Genomic DNA, 22,036 nt, shown 5'->3' on the forward strand with positions numbered 1-22,036 from the left:
CTAATCAAGAGCAGCGGAAGCTAATTAGCCATTTTGAGCCGAAATCACCGATCACTGAGCAATACCGGGCGATTCGGACCAATTTGGACTACGCTTCCATCGAAGAAAAGCTGCAGACGATTCTTGTCACATCGGCAGGTCCAGGAGACGGGAAGTCAACGACGGTGGCAAATCTAGCTGTTGTTTTGGCCCAGCAGGAAAAGCGGGTGCTTTTAGTTGATGCGGATTTGCGAAAGCCGACAGTTCATTATACGTTTCGCCAATTTAACCAACGTGGGCTGACCAATGTGCTCACCCAGCAATCGTCATTTGCAGACGCTGTTGCAACGACCCAAGTGCCACATCTGGATGTGCTTACTAGTGGTCCGATTCCGCCGAATCCATCGGAGCTCCTTGGCTCCCATGCAATGAGCCGTTTTATCGAGGAGGTCACTAGCTTGTACGAGTATGTGCTATTCGACACACCGCCGATGCTCGCTGTGGCCGATGCGCAAATTTTGGCGAATGTCTGCGATGGCTCGATCCTTGTTGTTCGCAGTGGCGGAACCGACCGCCAAGGGGCGATCAAGGTGAAGGAGCTCCTTGCGCAAGGAAAAGCAAAGCTGCTTGGGGCTGTTTTAAATGAAAAGGTCGTCAAGAACAGCTCCTATTACTATTATTACGGGGAATCGAAGTAACATACCGCTGCTCTTTGTGAAGCGTTCTTCACAAGGGGCGGCTTTTTTGTGTTGGGGAAGAGCAGAGCTTTTGCAGGTAGAGAAGGAGATAAGCGTTTTTACATCACTCATACCGTTTTGTTAAAAACCTATTATTGGAAAAAAGATAGGTTAAAAGATGTGATTTTTAGTTTTGCGAAATAAGTTGCAGGATTTTCTACATATTTCTTTAATTGGTAGATTGGTTGGAAAAAAAGGAGGAGAATTATGCGAAAAACAGGTTTAGTATCAATGCTCTTTGCCCTCATCTTAACAGTCGTGTTACCTGGTTTCCAGGCAAGCGCGAACTCCGCTTTTAAAGATGTTTCTGCAGGTTTTTGGGCAGAGAAAGAAATTAACATGCTGGTGGAAATGGGGGTCATTTCTGGCTATGACAATGGAACGTTCCGTCCAAACCAACCAGTGACTCGCGCACAAGCTGCGATCATGCTAACGAATGCGCTTGATTTACATACGGATGTTCCTAATCCGAACTATCATGATGTAAAGGTGGATCACCATGCGTATGAGGCGATTGCTGCAGTGACGGCTGCAGGGATTATGTCAGGAAGCGACAACAGCTTCAATCCAAACAAACCATTAAACCGTGCGCAAATGGCAACGGTTTTAGCGTCTACTTTTGAGCTTGAAGGAGATGGCAGTGCTTCCTTTAAAGATGTCCGTGATGACTTCTGGGCAGCGGCTGCGATTGATGCCATCTACACACAGGGAATTACAACAGGCTATGACAATGGAACGTTCCGCCCAAATCAAGCAACGACACGGGCCCAATTTTCTGTATTCCTTGTTAAAGCATTAGAAACACCTGATTCAGAATCAGCGCTTGCATCTCTATTAAAAGAAGCGTATGCAAATGAAGTGGCGCTTGAGGCGTATGACTTTTCAGGAAATGTGGAAATGGGCATCAGTCTTCCAGCTTCTTTCTATGAAACAGACCCTGAGCTAGCAATGGTTGCTGGTGTAATGGAAGATATCACCGTTGAAATTAAAAACGGTACGTATCAAAAAGACCCGATGAAGATGGAAATGGATCTTGCGGTTACACTTGGCGGTGATGTGAATCTTACGTTGAACATGCCAGTGATTATGACAGAAACGAAGATGTGGATTAAGCTGCCAAGCTCTCCGTTTTTCGAGCTTCCACCAGAGCTTGATGGCAAATTTATCGAGTTTGACATGGAAAGCTTGGCGATGCTTGAAGGTGCAGACCCAACAGGCATGATGGTGAACCTTGACCTGCAAACCGAGTTGGCACTTGCTGTCTATGATTTATTCTTTGACCATTTTGCTGATGGATACTATGAATTTGCGGAATTGAACGCCATCGACTATCCAAACGCCATTGATGCGAAGCATGTTGTAAAATTCGAGCTAACCAATGAAAAGCTTGAAAGCTTTGCGACAACCTTTGTGGAAGGCTTTTTGCCAGGAATGGTTGAGTTAATGGCAGACCCTGAGTATGCAGATGTATTCGGTATCACTCCTGAAGAAGCAGCACAATTGGCTGAGGAGCTTGACATGATTCAGCTTGAGCTTGCTGCATTGCTTGAGGAATTGCAAGCCGTCTTAACCATCAATACCTTTGAACAATATATTGTCATTGACCAAAATCATCACATTGCTCATGATGTGCTGAACCTTGATGTTGATTTCACCATCGAAGGGGAAACACTAGGACTTGTGCTGAACTCAACACAAGGAAAATCAAGAATCAATCTTGAGCCTGAGTTCACGTATGGCATCCCAGCTCCTGAAGAGGTTGTCCCATTCGAAGAGCTTTTCCTAATTGAAGAACCAATGGTGATTGAACAATAAGCTTCTTGCCTCCAAGTTTACGAGACACGTAGACTTGGAGGTTTTTTTTGCAGGTTAAGATCGGAGTTTGAAGGCTTAAGTATAACGGCAACGAAGGCTTTCGTGATAAACCAAGTGTTTCTAAGACGTTTTTACTGACTTATTTCTTCAAAAGGTTCAAAATGCCATTGCTTCCAATCACTAAAAGAATAGAACCAGCGGCGAAATACCATAATCCGAAGCGTTCGTTGTAAATGGTGGCAATGTAAGTCAGTAAGAAGGTCCAACATAGCAGCATAAAGCATAGAGCAACAATCGTTTTATAACCTTTCATCATCCTACCACTCCTAGATAACATTGTAGCAAAGGTTGGTATGGTCGTTATCAGGTAATATCTCCTAATTTTTATGGGAGAAAAGGGAGTGATTTGTGATGAAAAATGGATGAAATCCTTAAATAAACGTTTAATTAAAAGCCCAATAAGCCTCTCACATGCATCCTCCTTACCAATTCGTTATAATGGAAATGATTAGGGTGAAGTGAAGACATATTTTACAGGTGAGGAAGGATTAGGATGAGCGTGGATACGATGTATGTTGCAACGAAGGAAATTCAGATTTCTTATGCTGACACGGATATGATGGGTGTCATTTATCATGGAAACTACATAAAATGGCTAGAGCTTGGTCGGACGCAGCTAATTGAAGAGGTGGGCTACAATTATCTCGACATGGAAAAAGCAGGCTATTATGCGCCTGTCTACAATCTTGAAATTACATACAAGAAGTCGATCAAGCTTGGGGATCGGGTGTTTGTGAAAACATGGATTGACCTGAACCAAGGACTAAAAACTGCTTACGGCTTTCAAATTGTCAATGGCGATGGAGACGTGTGTGCAGAAGGAAGCACGACACACATTGTTGTGAAAAAAGACGGCGACCAATTCAAGCCGGTTCAATTTAAAAAAGCATTCCCGGAGTGGTTTCAGAAGTATGAAGAAATCAAAAGGAAATAATGATGCGAAAGGAGCGTTTCTACTTGTGTAGGAGCGTTTTTTTTGTGGAAAAGGTGAAGGGAGAAAAGGCTGAGAAGCACGCTGGCTTCATTTCATCGTGCAGAGGCTTACTGTATGATGATGAAAATTACGCAGGAAAAGGGATGAAGCTTGGACATAGGATGACTCATGGATTGTGGAAAATAATTGGTATAAATGATAATCTTAGGTTAAACAAATGTTTAAATAGAGTACGCTGATGACGAGAAAAATGGCGCTTTTCTTAATCATTATCGGGCTTATCATCATGTCCGTGTATTTGGCATTTAACTGATGTACCACATGACGGTATATTTATTCGTCATTAATATAACTTATTCATTCTGATTTTGTCGCTTGACATGGAGCCTCTGCGGACAGATTTTTTTGAAAAGACCAGAGCAACAAGCTTTTCTGGGCAATTATCCTAACCCAACCGCCACTCCATGTAAAGCTCAGTGTATTCGAAAAATATACTGCCACGAACAGCATTTTTTAAGTGCCACAAACATGTGCTCCGACCCCTTTTGCTCGTAGCAGATGTGCCCGGAGCATTTTTGCTACGGGAAGAAGGGGTCAAAGCGGAGAGGGTCAGGACACTTTATTCAACGGGGCCTTGCCATTCGAGCATGCCGCCTGTCATGTTAATGATGTTGTATCCGCGGCTCTCCAGTAATTTTGAGGCCATGGCGCTTCTACCGCCTGAACGGCAGACCATAATGTACTCTTTTGATTTGTCTAGCTCATGCATGCGAAATTCCAATAATCCTAGTGGAATGTGAATCGCACCTGGGATTTTTCCAGTTTTAACTTCCTCCACCTCACGAACATCGATAATCGGAAGAGTTGTTTTTTCTTTTAATAATGCCTCCACATCAACTGGCGTCATTTGCTTCATATTAGCGTTCTCCTTTGCGTTTTTTACCAGGCGCTCATACCGCCTTTTACATTTGTAATGTGTGTAAAGCCGAGCTTTTTCAAACTCTGGCTTGCCTTTCTGCTTCTCATGCCACTTTGGCATATTAAGACAACCTCTTGATCCTTTGAAAGCTCATTCGCTCTTTGTTTCAGTTCATAAAGGGGAATGTTTTTAAACTCTTTAAGATGGTTCCTCTTATATTCGTTTGGTGTACGGACATCGATAAACTGCTTATCTTTTTGGTTTAATTGTGTCTTCAACTCACTCGTTGTGATATCCTTTACCCCTTTCACAGGGACAAGCTGCTTGTAGACAAACCATAGAATTGCTACAACTAACAAACCATTTATGAACATCGTTGAATCGAACATCATATTTCATTCCTCTTTTCATTTTTGTTGTAGGGCCTTGTAGGGGGTCAGAGCAAAAATGGAACGACCCGAAATGCTGCGGGCAGAAGGGGTCGGAGCGAATCATTAGCTCGCATTCTTTTGCTGACATGGGCAATCGATGAGCGAATAACCAGTGACATGAAAGCCTTTTTTCATTAAAAAGCGAAGCCCAAGATTAAGCTCTAGTTTGTTGGCGGCGATGACATGGATGGGCTCTTGGCTAATCTCTCGATAATGACGCTTTAAATAAGCATAAGGAATGTGCAGTGTTCTAGCAGAGGGCTTGCTACCGCTACCAGACCCTGCAAAATCGCGAATGTCAACGATATTACTGCTACCATTAAAAGAGCCTTCTTTATCTATGCAAGGTACACCTTTTACAGGGTAATACCGACGATACAAGATTCCAGCAAGCAGCAGACCTACGGTTAAGAAAAAAATAATCATAAACACCACCTTCACTTTTAAGTGCTTAGTAGTTACAATGATAATCTTATACCTATAAGGGTATAAAAATCAACTACTAAAACTTTTGATAGAACGTCCATACAGTGCGGGGAAAGTCCTTGCGAAAAATAACTTAAATTCGAGTTACATTTGCATAATAAGCTAAAATTTAGAATATAAAGTAGATTAAAATAATTGGACATGGTATAATTTTCTATATATCCTGATGATGAAATTAGGTGATCTGCGATGGTTTTAAGGGATATACAATGTCAAGAAACACTCTTTGCTAGAGCGGAAAGTTTATTTAAACGAATTTCACAGGATAATGAAGTGTTAAAGACTTTTCAATTTCACTCGTTTCGTGTAATGCATTTCTCGATCAAGCTTGCGAAAGCTATAGGTTGCTATGATGAAGATTTAAAAGTTGCGGCGCTGCTGCATGACATCGGAAAAATAGGGATTTCGAAAAAAATTCTTCTTAAGCCTGGGAAATTAGATGATTTAGAGTATCAGATTATTCAGGCTCATAGCACGATAGGGAATAATATTGTAAGAACCATTCTAGAGATGCCAAAGGCTGCGGTCTATGTCCGTGACCATCATGAACGTTGGGATGGAAGGGGATATCCGAGAGGGCTAAAAGCGAATGAGATTTCGTTACAAGGACGGATTATAGGGATTTGTGATGCGTTTGATACGATGACCATCGACCGTAGAAACTATCATGTTTGCCCAATAACCTATGACGAAGCGCTTCAGGAGCTTAAAAGTTGTGCATGGACACAGTTCGATGGCTCCCTAGTGAACGAGTTCGAACAAATCATCGATCATCTACGGCTCCCTTTACCAGGGAAATGGGAAGAAGACTTAGAACAAATCAATGCCCTTTTTGCAGACAAAGAAGAAAATCGTATATAACTCGAAAAGCGCCGGCACCAATGCCAGCGCTTTTTTATGGGGGTCAGAGCAAAAATGCCCGGAGCCAAATCGCTACGGGCAAAAATGCTGCGACCCCTCCCTAAAAATGTAAAAAAACTATGAAATTATGTGAGTTGACCTCAACCTTTTTTTGACATAATCTACAAATAGACGCTATTTTTCGAGTTACATAGTTATATATAGCTAGAGGAGCGAGATAATGAAGAAAAGAAGTTTGAAAGTACGGGCTGCGATGCTAACCGCTGTTATGGTAATGGCAGCTCCGTTTGTTGAGGGCGCACCAGCCAAGGTTGAGGCGAGTGGAACGGTTCAGTCACAGTTTCAAGTAGCGACAGGGGTCGATTACCGTGAGCTGCGTGTCAGCTCAAACGTTACAGCGAATGTCTTAAATGTTAATTTAAATGACCCGTATACAAAGCTAGATGTGCACACACCGCTACCGTTTAATTCAACAATGACAACGACACAGCAGGCACGGGCCAATTCAAGTGAAGGCCATCGTGTCGTAGGTGCCGTGAATGCAACGTTTTTTGATATGCAATCACCAGATCGGATGCCTTTTAGCATCATTGCTGAAAACAATCGCATCATTAACTATGGTGTCGTTTCCACTGATAGGAACCATTACCGGAGCGAGCCGATTGTCTTCGGGGTGAAACGGGACGGAAAAGCAACGGTCGATACTTATGAGATTCGCTCAAGAGCGAGCTTTAATGGGGAATCTCTTCCTGTCCACAACATGAACTATACACGCAACAATAATGAACTGATTATCTATACACCAAGTCATATTCGTGAACGGACGGGAACGAACCAGTACGGAGTGGAAGTCGTTGTGCGAAACGCCTCAAAGAATATGAGTCAGCTGTCATTCGGCGATCGGGTCACAGGTACGGTGGAAAGAGTCTATTCATACAATGAGTCAGGGAATTCAGCGATTCCGAAGGATGGGTTTGTGCTATCAGGTAATGGCGCCACCAATATTGACAAGCTATCGAAACTAAAGCCAGGGGATTCTGTTGAGGTCACGATTGATATTAATGACACATGGAAGGATGCGCAACTGATACTTGGAAGTGGACCGCAGCTTGTAAAAAATGGCCGTGTCGATATTACGATGAATACGTCAAGCTTCCGTGCGACCCAGCGTGTGGCCCGGACAGGTGTTGCTGTGAACCGGACTGGCGATCGTGTCTTTATGGTGACAGCATCGGCCATGACGATCCCTGAGTTTGCCCAATACATGGTTTCCCTCGGGGCAGACCGGGCACTCAATTTTGATGGGGGTGGCTCGACGACCATGGCCGTTCGTCAGCAAGGACAAATGTACCCTACTCTTGCCAATAGTCCATCTGACGGTTCAGAGCGACGAGTATCCGCAACCCTTCAAGCGATTAGTACAGCACCGTCAGGTACGCTGGCAAGTGTTGAATTTGAGGCGATCTCTCGTCCCGTTGTCGTCGGTTCGAGGGTGACAATTAAGCCAACGCGCGCATTTGATTTGCATTATCAAACAATGCCATTTGACCAAAGCCAAGTTGATTGGGCGGTTACAGCTGGGATCGGAACGTTAAATGGTTTACAGTTTGAAGCAACAAAAGCGGGACAAGGCCGGGTACGTGCTTTAAAGGACGGAAACGTTCTTGGCAGTGTGCCGATTACGGTCATTGACACCTTTGACCGCTTAGATGTGGAACCGGCAAAAACGACATTCAACTTTGGAGAAACGCAAACTTTTACAGCAAAAGCAGCAAACAACCAAGGCGCTCAGCCGATTTTCAATGCAAGCCAAGTAAAGTGGTCCGTTTCAGGGAACATTGGAACGATTAATCAAAAAGGGGAGTTCCGTGCGGGAAATCAGTCTGCTAGCGGACATGTGATTGCTTCCTTCAACAATGTGGAACGACGGATTCCAGTATCGGTGATTTCACCAGATCAATTCCGTGATGTACCAGCTGATCACTGGGCGTTTGAGCAACTACATTTCTTAAAGGATCGAGGCGTTCTCAGAGGCTATGAGGACGGGACGGTTGGCGCAAGTCAGCAGCTCCGTCGTGCTCAAGCTGCATCGATGCTCGTTCGCGAATTTAAGTTACGAGAGAACAATGCGACCTATCCTGACCCAGGATTTAGTGATATATCAACAGATTTTTACGCTTATCATGACATTGCAGCGATTGCTGGTGCTGGATTTATGACAGGACGTGATAATGGAAGCTTTGGTCCAAATGGTACGTTAACACGCGGGCAAATGGCAGTTATTCTCTACCGTGCCTATGGATTGGAAGGCCAGGCGACATCAGGAGGACAGCGATTCCCTGATGTCAGTCCAGATTTCTGGGCATATAAAGAAATAGAAGCCTTAGTGGCAGCGGGAATTGCCAGTGGCTACGAGAACGGCAATTTTGGTCCGAACGACCCTGTCAGTCGTGCACAATTTGCCGTATTCCTCCATCGAGCGATTACACACCAATAAAACATCAACATAAAAGCTGCTTCAAGAATCAAACATTTTTGGAGCAGCTTTTTATTCGTTTTAAAAGAGGAGGGAGCCTGGTGGATCGGAGCAAACAATTATTGTTTGATGTGATTTTTGTTTCACTGCTTGTTGGGTTGATTGTGTCTGCATTTGCAGCTTTGTTAGAGTGGGCAAATGCATAAGGTTGGATTTATTCACTAAAAGGAGGGATTCAATGCCGACGTGGCTAAAAACGATGCTGTTTTGGGTCATCGTGCTTCCAGTTATGGTCACAGCGATGTTGATTGGCGTCGATCATCTAAGAGGGGAACATATTGAACTCATTTCGTACGTACCAAATTTATTAGGCTTTGCCACAGGTGGAATTTTTGTAGGGTTTGTTATGCATCAAGTGAAGAAGCTAAGAGAGAATAAAGGGTGAACGACCCGCGATCTACGCTTTGCAAAGAGGCGGGGACTGCATTCCCTTTTTTTCAGCGTTCGCCATCTCTTTTAAGGGGTGGGTTTATTTTTTTATTCCGTACCCGCATGATTCTAAGCTTCTAATCTCGCAAAATAAAAAAGAGGCCAGCAATTGGCCTCCTTCTCAAGAATAGGAGCACGGTACACGAGGTTCTCCCGCTCCTACCACCTTTTTTCGATCTTATGCTTCTGTCTTTTCAAAATAGGGACGGATGTTCTTTGCAAGGTGAATGCTCACGTCCCGTTCAATGGTTTGATACATCATTTTAAAGAGCTCGAAGCCTTCTCGGGTGTAGATGCGCATCGGGTCCTCTTGACTATAGCCGCGCAAGCCGATTCCTTCTTTTAAGCGGGTCATGTCTTCAATGTGCTGAAGCCAATGGATGTCTACGGTCATTAGCAAAATACGCTTGCATAAAAACTGAATGTCGCTGTTCTCATGGAAGGCTTCGATTTTCGCTACGTACGCTTTCACATGCTCTTCAACGATTTCCTTGACGTCCTCAATCCCTTCAAGACTAGCAGGAAACGTAATTTGCTCGGTGACGAGCAGGTGGTTGAGGCGCGAGGAAAGCTCCTCTAGGTTCCATTCTTCAGGCAATAAGCCTTCGATGCAGTATTGCTCCACATAGCTGTTTGCCGCAGACTTGATCATTGGCAGAGTGAGCGCCATTGAATCCTCCGTTTCAATGGCCTTGTTGCGAAGTTCATAGATGACATTCCGCTGATCGTTCACAACGTCATCAAGCTTTAAGGTATACTCACGGGCGGCGTAGTTGTGGTCTTCACACATGCGCTGCACACGGTCGATGATCTCATAGATCTCGTCATTTAAAATCACACCGCGCTCGTCCGTTTTCATATTCAGCTTAAATTTCTCAATCTCCTCACGGCCGAAGCGAAGCACCATTTCATCCTCAATGGAAATGAACATTTGTGTTTCCCCTGGGTCCCCTTGACGACCTGAACGTCCTTTGAGCTGGTTATCAATCCGGCGGCTTTCATGACGCTCTGTTCCGATAACGAGAAGTCCGCCAAGCTCTGCCACGCCTTCACCAAGCTCAATGTCTGTTCCCCGTCCTGCCATATTTGTGGCAATCGTTACTTGGTATTTTTGTCCTGCTTGTGAAATAAGCTCGACTTCTTTTTCTACACTTTTCGCATTGAGTAGCTCGTACGGAATATTCAGATCATCGAGATAGGTTGCCATCGTCTCCGATTGAATAATCGAGGTGGTCCCGATTAAGACAGGCTGACCGAGCTTATGGCGCTTTTCCACTTCCTTGGCGACGGCGCCATATTTTTGTTCTACCGTTTCAAAAATAATGTCTTTTTTGTCTTTACGAATACGTGGTTGGTTTGTTGGCACTTGAATAACATCCATGCCATAGAGCATTTGAAATTCTTTTTCTTCTGTTTTCGCCGTTCCTGTCATCCCACATAAAATCGGATACATGCGGAAATAGTTTTGGATCGTGACGACGGCCTGTGTTTTGTTTTCCTCTGTGATCGTTACGCCTTCCTTTGCTTCAAGGGCTTGATGTAAGCCGTCACTGAAGCTGCGTCCTTCCATAATCCGACCTGTGAACATATCAACGAGCTGGATTTCTCCATCCTTGACAATATAATCGACGTCACGCTTGAACATGACGTGGGCACGAAGGGCTTGAAGAATAAAATGGAAGAGCGTTTGGTGCTCTAAATCGTACAGGTTATCCACCCCAAAGGCACGCTCGACCTTTGTGATGCCGTCATCTGTTAAGCTGACCGATTTCATGACCGCATCATAAATATAATCCGTTTCGTTTTTCAAGCCGCGGGCAAATTTCGCACAGACATTGTACAAATTCGGGTTAACAGTCGTCTTTCCGGCAATGATGAGCGGCGTCTTCGCCTCATCGATAAGCACACTATCAATCTCATCAATAATGGCAAAATGATAGGGACGCTGTGAGCGCTGGCTTGCATTGTAGACCATGTTGTCCCGTAAAAAGTCAAAGCCAAATTCATTGCCAATTCCGTATGTAATGTCAGCCTGGTAGGCGGCTTGCTTTTCCTCAGGCGAAAGCCCAGGCACGTTCAAGCCTACGGTTAAGCCTAGAAACTCATGGACCTGTCCAATTTGTTCACGGTCACGCTCCGCTAAATACTGGTTGACGGTGATGACGTGAACCCCTTTTCCTTCAAGGGCACGTAAATAAGAAGGAAGGGAGGCAACCAGCGTTTTACCTTCCCCTGTTGGCATTTCGGCAATATTACCGTCATTGAGGACAAGTCCACCGATAAGCTGGACGTCATAGTGACGCAAACCGAGGACACGCTTTGATGCTTCACGGACAACGGCGAACGCTTCTACTTTGATGTCATCAAGTGATTTTCCTTCCTTTAATTGCTGCTTAAAATCGGTTGTTTTTTCTCGTAGCTCTTCGTCAGAAAGCTTTTCAAGCGTTGATTCTAATCTATTCATTTCAGCGACAAGCTTACTGTATTTCTTCAGCTTTCGTTCTTGTCCGTCGCCGATTAATTTTTTGAGTGAAGTTAGCATAACGTTCTCTCCTTCGAGTCGAAAAATCCTTTACACCTCAGTATACCATGGAATCGAAAATGAAGAGATACCAAAAATAAGAAACGAGCATGAGCAGTTCGCACTTCCTGCATGAATGAAAGTGAGGATAAGCAGCCTATAATTAAAGGGATGCAAGCGAAAGCGCTTCTTTATTTTCACCCACTGTACTGAAGCTCTGTCCCCTTTTCGCAGAGCATGAGCAGTTCTCTCTTCCCGCTTGGATGAAAACAAGTTCATCAGGTCATTCTGTGCACCATTTCAATGAAGGCGGCGTGAGCGGAAGTGCTTCATAGAATTGAAGCTCTGTCCCCTTTTCAAATAGAATTCTAGCAAGCTTTTTACATAGTAAACCTAATTTAGATGAGACTTTTGTAGAATTTTCTTGATATTTACTGTGATTATGCTGGAGATTTGCTATAATATATCCATATGTTTACATAGTTGGTTTTTGATAGTTTTAAAGAGAGAAGGAGGGTATAGGCCGCATTTCGTAAATGATTTTGACCTCAATCCAAGGGAGGATTTTTTCTTTATGGTGTTATTGCGAAAATATTTATTCGTGCCAGTTGTCATTCTAGCCCTACTCGCATCAGCTTTTTCCACAGCCTCTGTTCAGGCGGTTGAAAAGCAAGCTGCTTATAAAGGGGAAAAAGAATATGGTCACATCTATGACCGCTTAGGTGTTGAGCGACCAGATGATGTGGAAGCAGCGAAAAAACAACAAGAAGAAAAACCAAGTTTTAGTGAAGATACATTTATAATTCAGTATGAAGAACGTCTTTCAAATGAAGTCCACCGTCGCGTTGGTGGTCAAGTGATTAAGCGTTTTCCAGATCTAGGCTATGACGTTGTCAAAGTAAAAGGCAACCAATCGGTGGAGCAGGTTGTGGAGGCATATGCAAAAATTGATGGTGTTACCTATGCTTCACCAAGTGCATTGTACCAATCATATGCTAGCGATCCGAAGCTTGAGCAAATGTACCATCTTGGGCAGCTGAACATAGAAGGAGCGCTTAAGCTTGCGGGTGAGAATGAAATCATTGTTGCTGTCATTGATACAGGTCTTGATACAACGCATCCTGAGTTAAAAAATAATTTATTGCCTGATTACAATGCCTATGAGCCAATGCGTCGAGGTCTTAGTGACATTCACGGTACCCATGTAGCGGGGATTATCGCTGGGGAAGCAAATAATGGCATCGGCGGCATGGGTGTAAATCCGAATGCGAAGATCTTACCAATTGATGTGTTTAACGGCATGTGGGGCGCATCTGATTATGTGATCGCTGAAGGAATTTTATATGCTGTTGAAAACGGAGCAGACGTCATTAACATGAGCCTTGGTGGCTGGATGGAATCAAAGCTAATGGAAGCCGCAGTTAAACATGCGATTGAAGCAGGGGTTGTTGTCGTTGCGGCTGCCGGGAATGATGGCGCTGATATTGTTAGCTATCCCGCTGCTTATGATGGGGTTATTAGTGTTGGGGCAACGAATGAGAAGAAAGAGCTCGCTTATTTCTCTTCTTATGGATCATCTATTGACGTCGTTGCACCTGGCGAAAATGTCTACAGCACGATTGATTACATGGGCAAAAAATCCTTCGTTGAGCTAAGCGGAACGTCGATGGCCTCACCTGTTGTTGCTGGGGTTGCTTCTTTACTTTTATCAAAATACCCTGATTTAACACCGTATGAAGTGAACTACATTTTACAGCAGTCGGCAACGGATCTTGGTTCGCCAGGCTTTGACACGAAGTTTGGCTACGGCCTTGTGGACCCAGTTGCAGCGTTACAATTTGATCTTTCGTCAATTCCAGAAAATCCAGCTGTTAGCGGAGAAAATGTGTTTGAAGAGGCTGAGTTCATTGAAGTCGGTGAAGACGGTTATTCCACGAGTGGAACGATTACAAAGCCTTGGGAAACACACTGGAAGTCAATGAATGTTCAAGAAGGGGAGCTTGTTCAATTCATTTTGGACAGCAGTGCGCCTTACGATTATAAATTAGTGCTTAAGTATTACCGAGAAGGTGAAGATGAACCGAGTGAAACAATTGAAGTAAATGATGTAAAAGCAGGTGTCGCGGAAGGGTACTTGTTTGAGGCGGAAGCCGCTGGCACGCTCGCTATCGGTGTAAGAGATGCATATTACAAGTACAATGAAGCTGGAGATTCTAGCTATACTCTTACGCTTTCAAGCTATGATAGCTATTTAGAAGATGGAATATCAAAAGAAGATCCAGTGACAATTACAAGCTTACCTTATGATTCCAATGAAGATGAGCGTTCTCCATTCTATCTTGCAGGTGAAGAAGGAGATAGCGACTATTTCCGCTTTACAGCTGAAGAGCTGGAAGTTTTTGAAGTGAAGGCATCTGGTACACCAGGTGTGAATACAACGTTAAAGCTTTATTTTGCGGAAGATTTTGATCAAGAAATTCCTGAAGAGCTTCTTGAGGAGCTTCCAGAAGAGTATTTGGACGAAATGATGAACAGCGAGCCTTGGCCGTTTCTCGTTGAAAACAGCAATGGTGTAGGCGAAGGGGAAACGATGATGTTTGATGCCATCCCTGGTCAAGAGTATGTGCTTGAAGTGACGAGCTTGCCGGAGTACGGCGCTGGGTTTGACGATATTCTCATGATACTATTCGGACTTTTCCCTGAAGTAGCGGGTGGTGGATTAGCGTCCCACGTTCCTTATGAGCTCTCTGTTCGTTCTGAAGTCTTGCCGCCTGATGAGGATCATTTCCCGATGGGTGGTGATATGGGACCGATCATGGAAGAAGAGGTAGCCGATGAAACTGATGGTCTTGCAGCGTATTTAAAACAGCGCCTCAACAATAAGCAAAATGTTGAAATCTACTTCGATGGGTTTTATTTTGGTGGGGAAGATGACGGGGCATTGCTTGAGATGGCACCTGAATATGAACTTGGAACAACAGCAGAGGGCTATTTCCAATTTGCTTATGATATTGATCTATTAAAAATTGAGCCTGAGACAACAGGCCTCTACCAATTCAATGTGAATCAGTCTGAGAAACTATCGCCAATGATCGAAGTGTTTAAGTATAATGAAGAGGAAGAATTTCTTCAGTATGTGACCTCCTCTATGAGCTATAATTTCTTTAATGCAGAGATTGCAGATGAATTTTTTGTCGGTCTTCAAGAAGGTGAGACGTATCTACTGATGGTATCAAATATGTATGGGAATCCAAGCCTTGATCCGTATAAGATCTCTTCAGAACTAGTCGCAACAGAGATTCAAGATGCCTATGAGAACAATGATAAGCCTGAAGATGCACGGGATGTACCGAGCTTTGCCTTTACAGGGAATTTTGCGTTCCAGAATGATGTGGATATGTTCTATCTTGAAGGAACAGAGGATGCCCTATATGCGTTCAACCTTGAGGTTCGCGACACGCCAGCACACCGCCGCAATGGATTGCCTGATGAGCTGTATCAGCCCCTTGATCCCATGGTTATGATTATTGAGGATACCGAGGGAGATCGGGAATTGACTGATGAGGATTGGGCGAGAGCAATTATGTTTGACCGTGGCTGGGAGGGTGAAGGTGAATTTGGTTCCTTTAATGTAAAAGAAGGCAAAGGCTACTTCATCGTTCTGCAAAACTGGTACTCAGCACCAAACCTTAACTCGTATCGAATGACGGTTGCCCCAGCAAATATGGCGGATGGCGATTTAACAGGTGAAATGAAGAAGGATGCTCAGCCATTGCGTAAAGCTGGCAATACGTGGACTGGAAAGGACTTCTTAAAGGTTGGGACTGAGCGCGGTCACTTAGATTATTATTCGTTCAAGCTTGACAAAAAGCAAAAAGTCCGCATGACCTTTGATACGCCAATGGACATTGACGGTGAGCTAACGTTATTTGATGCACATGGAAAAGAGCTTGCTCAATCAAATTATTATATGGCAGGAGATTCAGAGGTGATCGTTAAGACGCTTACGAAAGGCACGTACTATGTAGGTGTTCGTGATGCCAATGACAACCCTAGCTTTAATCCATATGATGTAACAGTCGAGATCGTAAACGAATAAGAAAACCGAAAAGTCTAGCAGCGATTTTGCTAGGCTTTTTGATTGGAAATTGGGCTGAATTTTTAAAAGGAAGCCCATTCTCCCAATTAGGTAATGAAAAATGGGAGAATCACGTTTTTAAGAGGAGGAATCGAGTGGATGGGGAAATATATAGGTAGTATCATTGCAGGACTCAGTGCACTTCTGATCGCAATGCCTACAGGTGCAGAAGCAGGTGACAATGGCACACCGCAGGAAAGAAAGGACATCTTGACAGAGGTTGCCCTCGAGCATGGCGTGCCACCGGAAATTGTGAAGGCGATTGCCTATAAAGAGACAGGGATGCGCCAATTCGATAGCAATGGTGAGACGATTATGAATGAGAACGATGACGGTGGCATTGGGATGATGCAGGTGACCCTTGATCAGTCGGAGATGGACAACTATGACATGGAGCGGTTAAAAACAGACATTCGCTACAATGTAGAGGTGGGTGTTGAAATTTTACTCGACAAGTGGAGCTATCAAAATCATGGCCTGACACCGAAAATTGGGGAAGGAGATCCTCGCTATCTCGAAAGCTGGTATTTTGCGATTCTCGCATACAACGGTTTGTCTCGCCTGAATGACCCGCAAGTTGTTGAACGGACGTATCAGGACGATGTGTACAATTATATTAATTCGAGCCGGTATGGAGTAAGTACCAATCATTTACGGGCGTTTGCTGTGGAGTATAGTGAGGGTAGTACAACGATGCGCTTTCCGCCAGAGGCACGGCAAATTGATGCACCAAAGCAGGTGTTTACAGAATCAACGCAAATGCTGGAAGCAGGGGATCGTGCCTATACGAAAACAGATGCTTCGTTGCGGGGAGATCCCTCTACCACAAACCCACGGACGGGTGTCGTTCCAGCCTTTACGCCAGTAGAAATCGTCAGTGGTCCATATCATGACAATTCGATTGAAAATCATTTCGTTTTTTACGAGATTAAAAGTGTCGGCGGTCAATATGAAGGCTATCTTGCCTCTTCTACAATTACACCAGGAGAAATCTCAGTGTTTACTGACCGGGGAACGGATCCTGAGCGAATTGAAGCGATTGCGAAGCTAGAAGCACGAGGAACAACGAACGGCTACCCGGATGGAAGCTTTGGCGTGAACAGAAACCTCCAGCGTCAGCATGCTGCTGTTTTTCTTGTACGGGAGCTTGATTTAACCTTGCCTCCAGGCTATGAGGCAAAATCAAAGGACATTCCCCATCATTCTATGCTCATTGCTGAAGCTCATGAAATCTTTACCCCAAATGCAGAGGGAAGCATCCGACCGAATGATTCACTCACTCGGGCGCAAATGGCTGTTGTGCTAAACCGTGTGTTTAACGATTTATTGGAAAAGCCGACAACGTCTCATCGATTTTCCGATGTAAACGAAGATTTTTGGGCCTATGATGAAATCAATACGCTTTATGCAAATGGCTTAACCAATCAAAATACCTACCGCCCGAATGAACCAGTATCACGAGGGCAGTTCGCTTTATTTTTAAACCGAATTGAGGGCATGCTCATTGAGCAATGGCGCAACCAGGAAGAAAAATAGAATCGAATATTTAGCCTATCAGATGAAAGCCCCGCACGACGTCTATGACTCTCTCGTGCAGGGGCTTTTTTTAAAAAGCATCGGCGTTTTAACAACAAGATTGTTACAAAAAAATGAATTCCTCCAAACTTTTTGCGGAACATTACAAGGAAGGAGGTGGGAGCGGTAGGGCTTCACGTGATGTCCATGTCAACTTTTCAATCACAACGGTGTCGTAACAGTGATTTTTCTTTTCTTGGAAATTTGGCCAAAGGAAAAGCACCTCCAAATTTTAGACACAGTTAAAATTAAGGGTGCAGTTCCATGCATTTTGACTCTTTTTTCTGCTTAACGAAATTCGTACGGCTTAAAGCGGTCGTCAATGCTGCGTGCGACAAAAAGAGCAAATTGTCCACGTGTAATTGCTCTATTTGGATTGAAGCTCGCTCCAGCTTGTGTCGTGATGCCGTTTGCAGCAAGTCGATTAATGTCGTGATAAGCCCAGAACGAGCGATCCACATCTTCGAAGGTTGCAAAGCGTGCAGGGCTTGCATAATCATATGCGCGATTTAGCAACGCAGCCATTTGGGCACGGGTGACAGGATCATTTGGATGGTACTTCCCATTGCTGCCTGTCATGATACCGTTTGCAGCAAGTGCGCGGAAATAATCATGTGCCCAGTGACCCTGGTCGACATCTGCTGCTTGTAAACGATAGCTTGCTGGTGCGGATAGTTGAAGCTCCTCCGCTAAAATTTTTGCAGCTTGAGCACGAGTTAGTGGCTGATCAGGCTGGAACGTACCATCGGCTGAACCAGAAAGAATGCCACGCTCAGTAAGAAAATGGATCGCAGCAAAGGCCACATGATCAGGTGATACGTCTTTGTAATAGACCTGAGGTACAGGTGTCTCCTCCTCGACAGGGACCTCTTCCATTTCTTCCTCTAATGGGGGATCTACTTCTTCAATGGTTTTTTTCTCTACGATGTCCGGGTTTTCTGCTAATACAACAGGGCTGAAAATAAGGGTGAGAGCAAGGGTTGAACTAGCGGCCCACGAAAAGCTCCCTTTTCGCAAATATGCGTGCATAAAATCCTCCTGGTTATGTAGAAATTTCAAAAGTCTTCTTCTCTTTCCATCTTAATGAAGTTTGCTAGTATTGTAAATATTTTCATAGAGGTTTTTTATCGAAAAAGAGGAAGCAATGGGAAAAAAAGAAAGAAAAAAGCGGCCCCTTTCGATTTCCTCTATCGAAGGGAGTCCGCCTCATTTGTTGGATTGCTTGAACGCAAAAAGCTTTCAAATGCCCCGTACGAGTTTGTTCCATAGGTATCAAGAAAGTCCATTGTTGGGGAGTAAGCCTGGTCTAAATATTCGCTTGCTCTTGTCGTATCACCCATTGTTTGAAGCACGTAGCTTAAGTTGTAATACAGCAGGGCATCTTCTGGATTAAGGGATGCAAGCAATAAGTACAAGTCAACACTTTTCCCATAGTTGCCATCAATGAAATGTGCATTGGCTAAAGCAAGAAGGGTTTGTTGTGTTGGGTCCTCGCCGACTTCCTCAAGATTTTCTTCAAGCTGGAAGAGAAGACGTAATCCTTCATCCACATCTGTTCTTGAATCAATCAAAAGGTTGGCATATTGAACGACCGCTTTTTGATCATCTGGCTTAAGTGTAAATTGACGTTCGGCAATTTCAATCGCATCTGCAATTAATTGCGGGGAAGGGTCTTCCGTGTTCTGAACATGGGCAAAAAGTGCTTCATAGTAGCGATCCATGTACATGGCCGCTTGATCCTCTTCATTATCAAGCAAATAGCGCATGTAAATAATCACTTCGTTATAATAGCCTGCTTTGATTTCGTCTTCCATAATGCTATTGATGTTTTCTGTTGATAGCTCTTCAAGTCTGAACCGGTTCGCAAGGGTTTGCAGGACTCCTTCGTTAAAGACGAACTCTTCATCGTCATATGCGTAGACATCGGTATCGATTCGGTTTTCTTCTGCAAGCTTACGTTCCATATTCATTGTTGAGCATGCGCTGAATACGAGCAGTGTCAGCAAAAGCATTGCTGCGACCATTATTCTTTTCATGGAAACCACCTAACTATAGTTAACAGTGACTACATTTTAGCCGATAACCGAGAAAATGTGAAGTTCGAATCGTGAAAGCTTTAATAGCTCAGAGTGATTCCCGTAGTTATAAGAGTTTGAATGGACTGAGTTCCGTTATATGTGAAAAGAAAAGGCTTTAGCGGTTACCTTATTAACTCCTTCTCTAGGATGAATGAAAATCATTCGAGCCATAGACTTCCATTCTTTTTTAAAAAAATTTTTATGTAACCTTACATGCAGAAAATTTTTATTTAATCATTCTGCTTCGTTAGCCGAAATAAGAAGTGAGAGGAAAACTTTCCTATTACTCCATTATAATATAGTAGCTTTAATTGAATGTTTTACAGTGTATGACAGAATGTTACAATCTCTCGACATAATCTAAGAGGATAGGACTATTTTTTGTTAATTACCTAATATTGTAGTTTCGAATTTTTATCCGTGGTATTCTATGGGGAGAGAGAAAAGATTATCACTTAGAGGAGGCATAAGGTTGTTAAGGAAAGGAATTGTAGCGAGTCTTATCATCCTTCTCATGCTACCTGTTATTGGGCTGGAAACAGCTTCTGCACAAGGAAAATTTACTGATGTGCCTAGCAGTGCGTGGGGACACGATGAGATTCATTATCTGAAGGACAAAGGTATTTTAAACGGTCGGGAAAATGGTACAGTATTTGCCCCGAATGAGAACTTGACGCGTGCACAGGCAGCTGTCATGATTACGAACGCAATTGGGGAAGGTTCGAGACCGGTTAATCGGAGCAATCCTACATTTCCTGATGTGTCAACAGATCACTGGGCATATGCGTCAATCGAACGAGCAGCCGCTCTTGGAATCTTTTCAGGACGGGACGGACGCTTTCACCCAAGTGAGAGAATCAGCCGTGCACAGATTGCCGCGGTTTTATCAAAAACGTTTAGCCTAAGTGGTGGCTCGGTTAGTAGCTTTAGCGACATTCGAAACGACTTCTGGGCGCTTCGTCAAATTACGTCTCTTGAAGCAAATGGGATTGTCGAATTAGGTAATAACTTCCGGCCAAACGCACAGGCAACTCGTGCAGAATTTGCGGTGTATCTTGCCCGCGCGATTGAACCAAGCTTCCGCCTATCAAGTGATGGTGCAGTCTTGTTCAGAGGAGCGGTCAATGTAACGTCAACGTTAAACGTTCGCTCTGGTCCGAGTACAAGCAATGGTGTCATTGGTAGCCTTTCGAAGGGACAAACGATTGAGGTGTACGGAATCGAAGGGGACTGGCTTCGCATCAAGTACAACGGGAACTTTGGTTATGTCCATCAAAGCTACATACAACGTGTGAATGAAGGAGCGCCTTCTCAGCCAACACCTCCTCCAGCAACGGATGCGAAGGTGATTGCCCAAGGGAAGGTTACGACTGCTAGCTTGAACGTTCGTGAGCGTGCAACAGCAAGCTCAAATACAGTTGGCCGCTTGACGGCGGGAACAGTGGTTGATATTTATGCTTATGAAGGCAATTGGGCAAAAATCAAGTACAATGGTGAGTTTGCGTACACATCTTTACATTATCTTGTCACAAGAGCACCTGGCTCTAACGCATTAAAGGATCGAATCATTGTCATTGATCCAGGACATGGTGGCAGAGATCCAGGAGCAGTCGCCAACGGTCTCCGGGAAAAGGATGTCGTCCTTGCTGTAGGGCTTGAGCTCGAAAAGCTGTTAAAGGATGCAGGTGCTAAGCCACTTATGACGCGAAACAATGATACGTTCGTTGAGTTAAGTGAGCGTGCACGATTTGCTAACAATGCACAAGCAGATATCTTTGTCAGCATTCACGCCAATGCTGCGGGTGCAAGCAGTGCAAATGGAACCGAGACCTTCTGGAACGGTACGTATGCTGCTGCTGAAAGTAAATCACTTGCTGAAAGCATTAACAAGCGCCTTGTTGAAGAGCTTGGCACAAGGGATCGAGGCCCTAAGAGCGCTAACTTCGCTGTCATCCGTGAAACGAGAATGCCGAGTGTTCTTGTAGAGCTAGGCTTTGTGACGAACAGCAGCGATGCAGCGATGATGAAGCGTTCGGACTTCAATCAAAAAGCTGCAAGAGCGATTTTAAGAGGAATTGAAGATTACTACGGCTGGTAGTTGTTTAGAGAAAGAGCGGACATGCTCTTTCTCTCTTTTTTTTGAAAATGAAAAGGGGCTGGAGCTTTCAAGATGATAAAGCAAGAAGTGTGTCGCTCACACTCCTTCGTTGAAGGTTGCACAGAATGAATTGACAAACCTGCGTTTAATCTTGTGAGAGAGGGAGCCGCTCATACAGTTTTCTGAGCATTGATTTCTCTCTTCTTCTGTAAACGAAAACAGCACCATTAAAACTTTATTTTTTTCAATTTCGACTGTGAATATTGAAGTGCTGTATTATAATAGAAGGAGAAGCAATAATAGGTAGTCTTTTTTTTAAAATTGGAAAAGATAAAGTGATAGATTCAGTTTCTACGAAATGAAAAAAGGCGGTGCAAACGGAAGAGAATTTCGCAATCTCTTTTTTGATCCTAAAGCTCCACCCTTTTTCAAAGATAAA

At 44.0% G+C, this 22,036-nt stretch carries 16 protein-coding genes; 9 read left to right on the forward strand and 7 right to left on the reverse strand.

From position 1 onward, the window contains the following. A partial coding sequence (locus tag BLT_RS0102215) for a CpsD/CapB family tyrosine-protein kinase (RefSeq protein WP_017726187.1) occupies positions 1–677 on the forward strand: 677 nt, incomplete at its 5' end. A 246-nt stretch (positions 678–923) separates the two neighbouring features. Further along, on the forward strand, positions 924–2,531 hold the full coding sequence (locus BLT_RS22580) for an S-layer homology domain-containing protein (protein WP_017726189.1): 1,608 nt from the start codon (positions 924–926) through the stop codon (positions 2,529–2,531). Between the two features lie 139 nt (positions 2,532–2,670). Here the strand turns inward: BLT_RS22580 and BLT_RS23935 are convergent, their stop codons facing one another. Further along, positions 2,671–2,844 carry a hypothetical protein gene (locus tag BLT_RS23935; protein WP_161603234.1) on the reverse strand — a complete coding sequence of 58 codons (174 nt, stop codon included), beginning with the start codon at positions 2,842–2,844 and terminating at the stop codon, positions 2,671–2,673. Positions 2,845–3,099: 255 nt separating this feature from the next. Here BLT_RS23935 and BLT_RS0102235 point away from each other — a divergent pair, with 255 nt between their 5' ends. Then, positions 3,100–3,525 carry an acyl-CoA thioesterase gene (locus tag BLT_RS0102235; protein ID WP_026104941.1) on the forward strand — a complete coding sequence of 142 codons (426 nt, stop codon included), beginning with the start codon at positions 3,100–3,102 and terminating at the stop codon, positions 3,523–3,525. Between the two features lie 619 nt (positions 3,526–4,144). Here BLT_RS0102235 and BLT_RS0102245 read toward each other — a convergent pair. The 3 genes from BLT_RS0102245 to BLT_RS0102255 form a co-directional block, all read right to left on the reverse strand. Then, a complete protein-coding gene (locus BLT_RS0102245; protein WP_017726193.1) occupies positions 4,145–4,441 on the reverse strand; it encodes a rhodanese-like domain-containing protein in 297 nt (98 codons plus the stop codon). Positions 4,442–4,464: 23 nt separating this feature from the next. Further along, complete coding sequence (locus BLT_RS0102250; RefSeq protein ID WP_017726194.1) at positions 4,465–4,836, reverse strand: rhodanese-like domain-containing protein; 372 nt, start codon at positions 4,834–4,836, stop codon at positions 4,465–4,467. A 102-nt stretch (positions 4,837–4,938) separates the two neighbouring features. Then, a complete protein-coding gene (locus tag BLT_RS0102255; RefSeq protein WP_017726195.1) occupies positions 4,939–5,301 on the reverse strand; it encodes a hypothetical protein in 363 nt (120 codons plus the stop codon). A 249-nt stretch (positions 5,302–5,550) separates the two neighbouring features. On the opposite strand from BLT_RS0102255, the gene BLT_RS21255 reads away from it, so the two are divergent. The 3 genes from BLT_RS21255 (at position 5,551) to BLT_RS0102275 (ending at position 9,143) form a co-directional block, all read left to right on the forward strand. Then, positions 5,551–6,222: an HD-GYP domain-containing protein gene (locus BLT_RS21255; RefSeq protein ID WP_017726196.1), complete on the forward strand. Its 672-nt coding sequence runs from the start codon at positions 5,551–5,553 to the stop codon at positions 6,220–6,222. A gap of 220 nt (positions 6,223–6,442) precedes the next feature. Then, the gene (locus BLT_RS0102265; RefSeq protein WP_017726197.1) at positions 6,443–8,719 is read left to right on the forward strand and encodes an S-layer homology domain-containing protein; all 2,277 of its coding nucleotides are present in this window, start codon (positions 6,443–6,445) and stop codon (positions 8,717–8,719) included. A 217-nt stretch (positions 8,720–8,936) separates the two neighbouring features. After that, positions 8,937–9,143 (forward strand): hypothetical protein, encoded by a 207-nt coding sequence (locus BLT_RS0102275; protein WP_017726199.1) that lies wholly within the window; start codon positions 8,937–8,939, stop codon positions 9,141–9,143. A 222-nt stretch (positions 9,144–9,365) separates the two neighbouring features. On the opposite strand, the gene secA2 is transcribed toward BLT_RS0102275, so the two are convergent. Beyond that, entirely contained in the window at positions 9,366–11,729 is a 2,364-nt protein-coding gene (gene secA2, locus BLT_RS0102280; RefSeq protein WP_017726200.1) for an accessory Sec system translocase SecA2, read from the reverse strand. A 553-nt stretch (positions 11,730–12,282) separates the two neighbouring features. Between secA2 and BLT_RS21260 the strand changes: the two genes are divergently transcribed. After that, positions 12,283–15,807, forward strand: coding sequence for a S8 family serine peptidase (locus BLT_RS21260; RefSeq protein ID WP_017726201.1), 3,525 nt, complete (start codon positions 12,283–12,285; stop codon positions 15,805–15,807). A 138-nt stretch (positions 15,808–15,945) separates the two neighbouring features. Next, positions 15,946–17,382: an S-layer homology domain-containing protein gene (locus BLT_RS0102290; protein WP_017726202.1), complete on the forward strand. Its 1,437-nt coding sequence runs from the start codon at positions 15,946–15,948 to the stop codon at positions 17,380–17,382. A gap of 327 nt (positions 17,383–17,709) precedes the next feature. Here BLT_RS0102290 and BLT_RS21265 read toward each other — a convergent pair whose 3' ends face one another. Beyond that, positions 17,710–18,450, reverse strand: a complete 741-nt coding sequence (locus tag BLT_RS21265; RefSeq protein WP_017726203.1) for an S-layer homology domain-containing protein — start codon at positions 18,448–18,450, stop codon at positions 17,710–17,712. A 158-nt stretch (positions 18,451–18,608) separates the two neighbouring features. Then, entirely contained in the window at positions 18,609–19,457 is an 849-nt protein-coding gene (locus tag BLT_RS0102305; RefSeq protein WP_017726204.1) for a hypothetical protein, read from the reverse strand. Positions 19,458–19,971: 514 nt separating this feature from the next. Between BLT_RS0102305 and BLT_RS0102310 the strand changes: the two genes are divergently transcribed. Then, on the forward strand, positions 19,972–21,597 hold the full coding sequence (locus tag BLT_RS0102310; protein WP_017726205.1) for an N-acetylmuramoyl-L-alanine amidase: 1,626 nt from the start codon (positions 19,972–19,974) through the stop codon (positions 21,595–21,597). Positions 21,598–22,036: the final 439 nt, after the last annotated feature.

Origin of the sequence: Halalkalibacterium ligniniphilum (assembly GCF_000334155.1) — a bacterium.
Taxonomy (GTDB): Bacteria; Bacillota; Bacilli; order Bacillales; family Bacillaceae_D; genus Halalkalibacterium; species Halalkalibacterium ligniniphilum.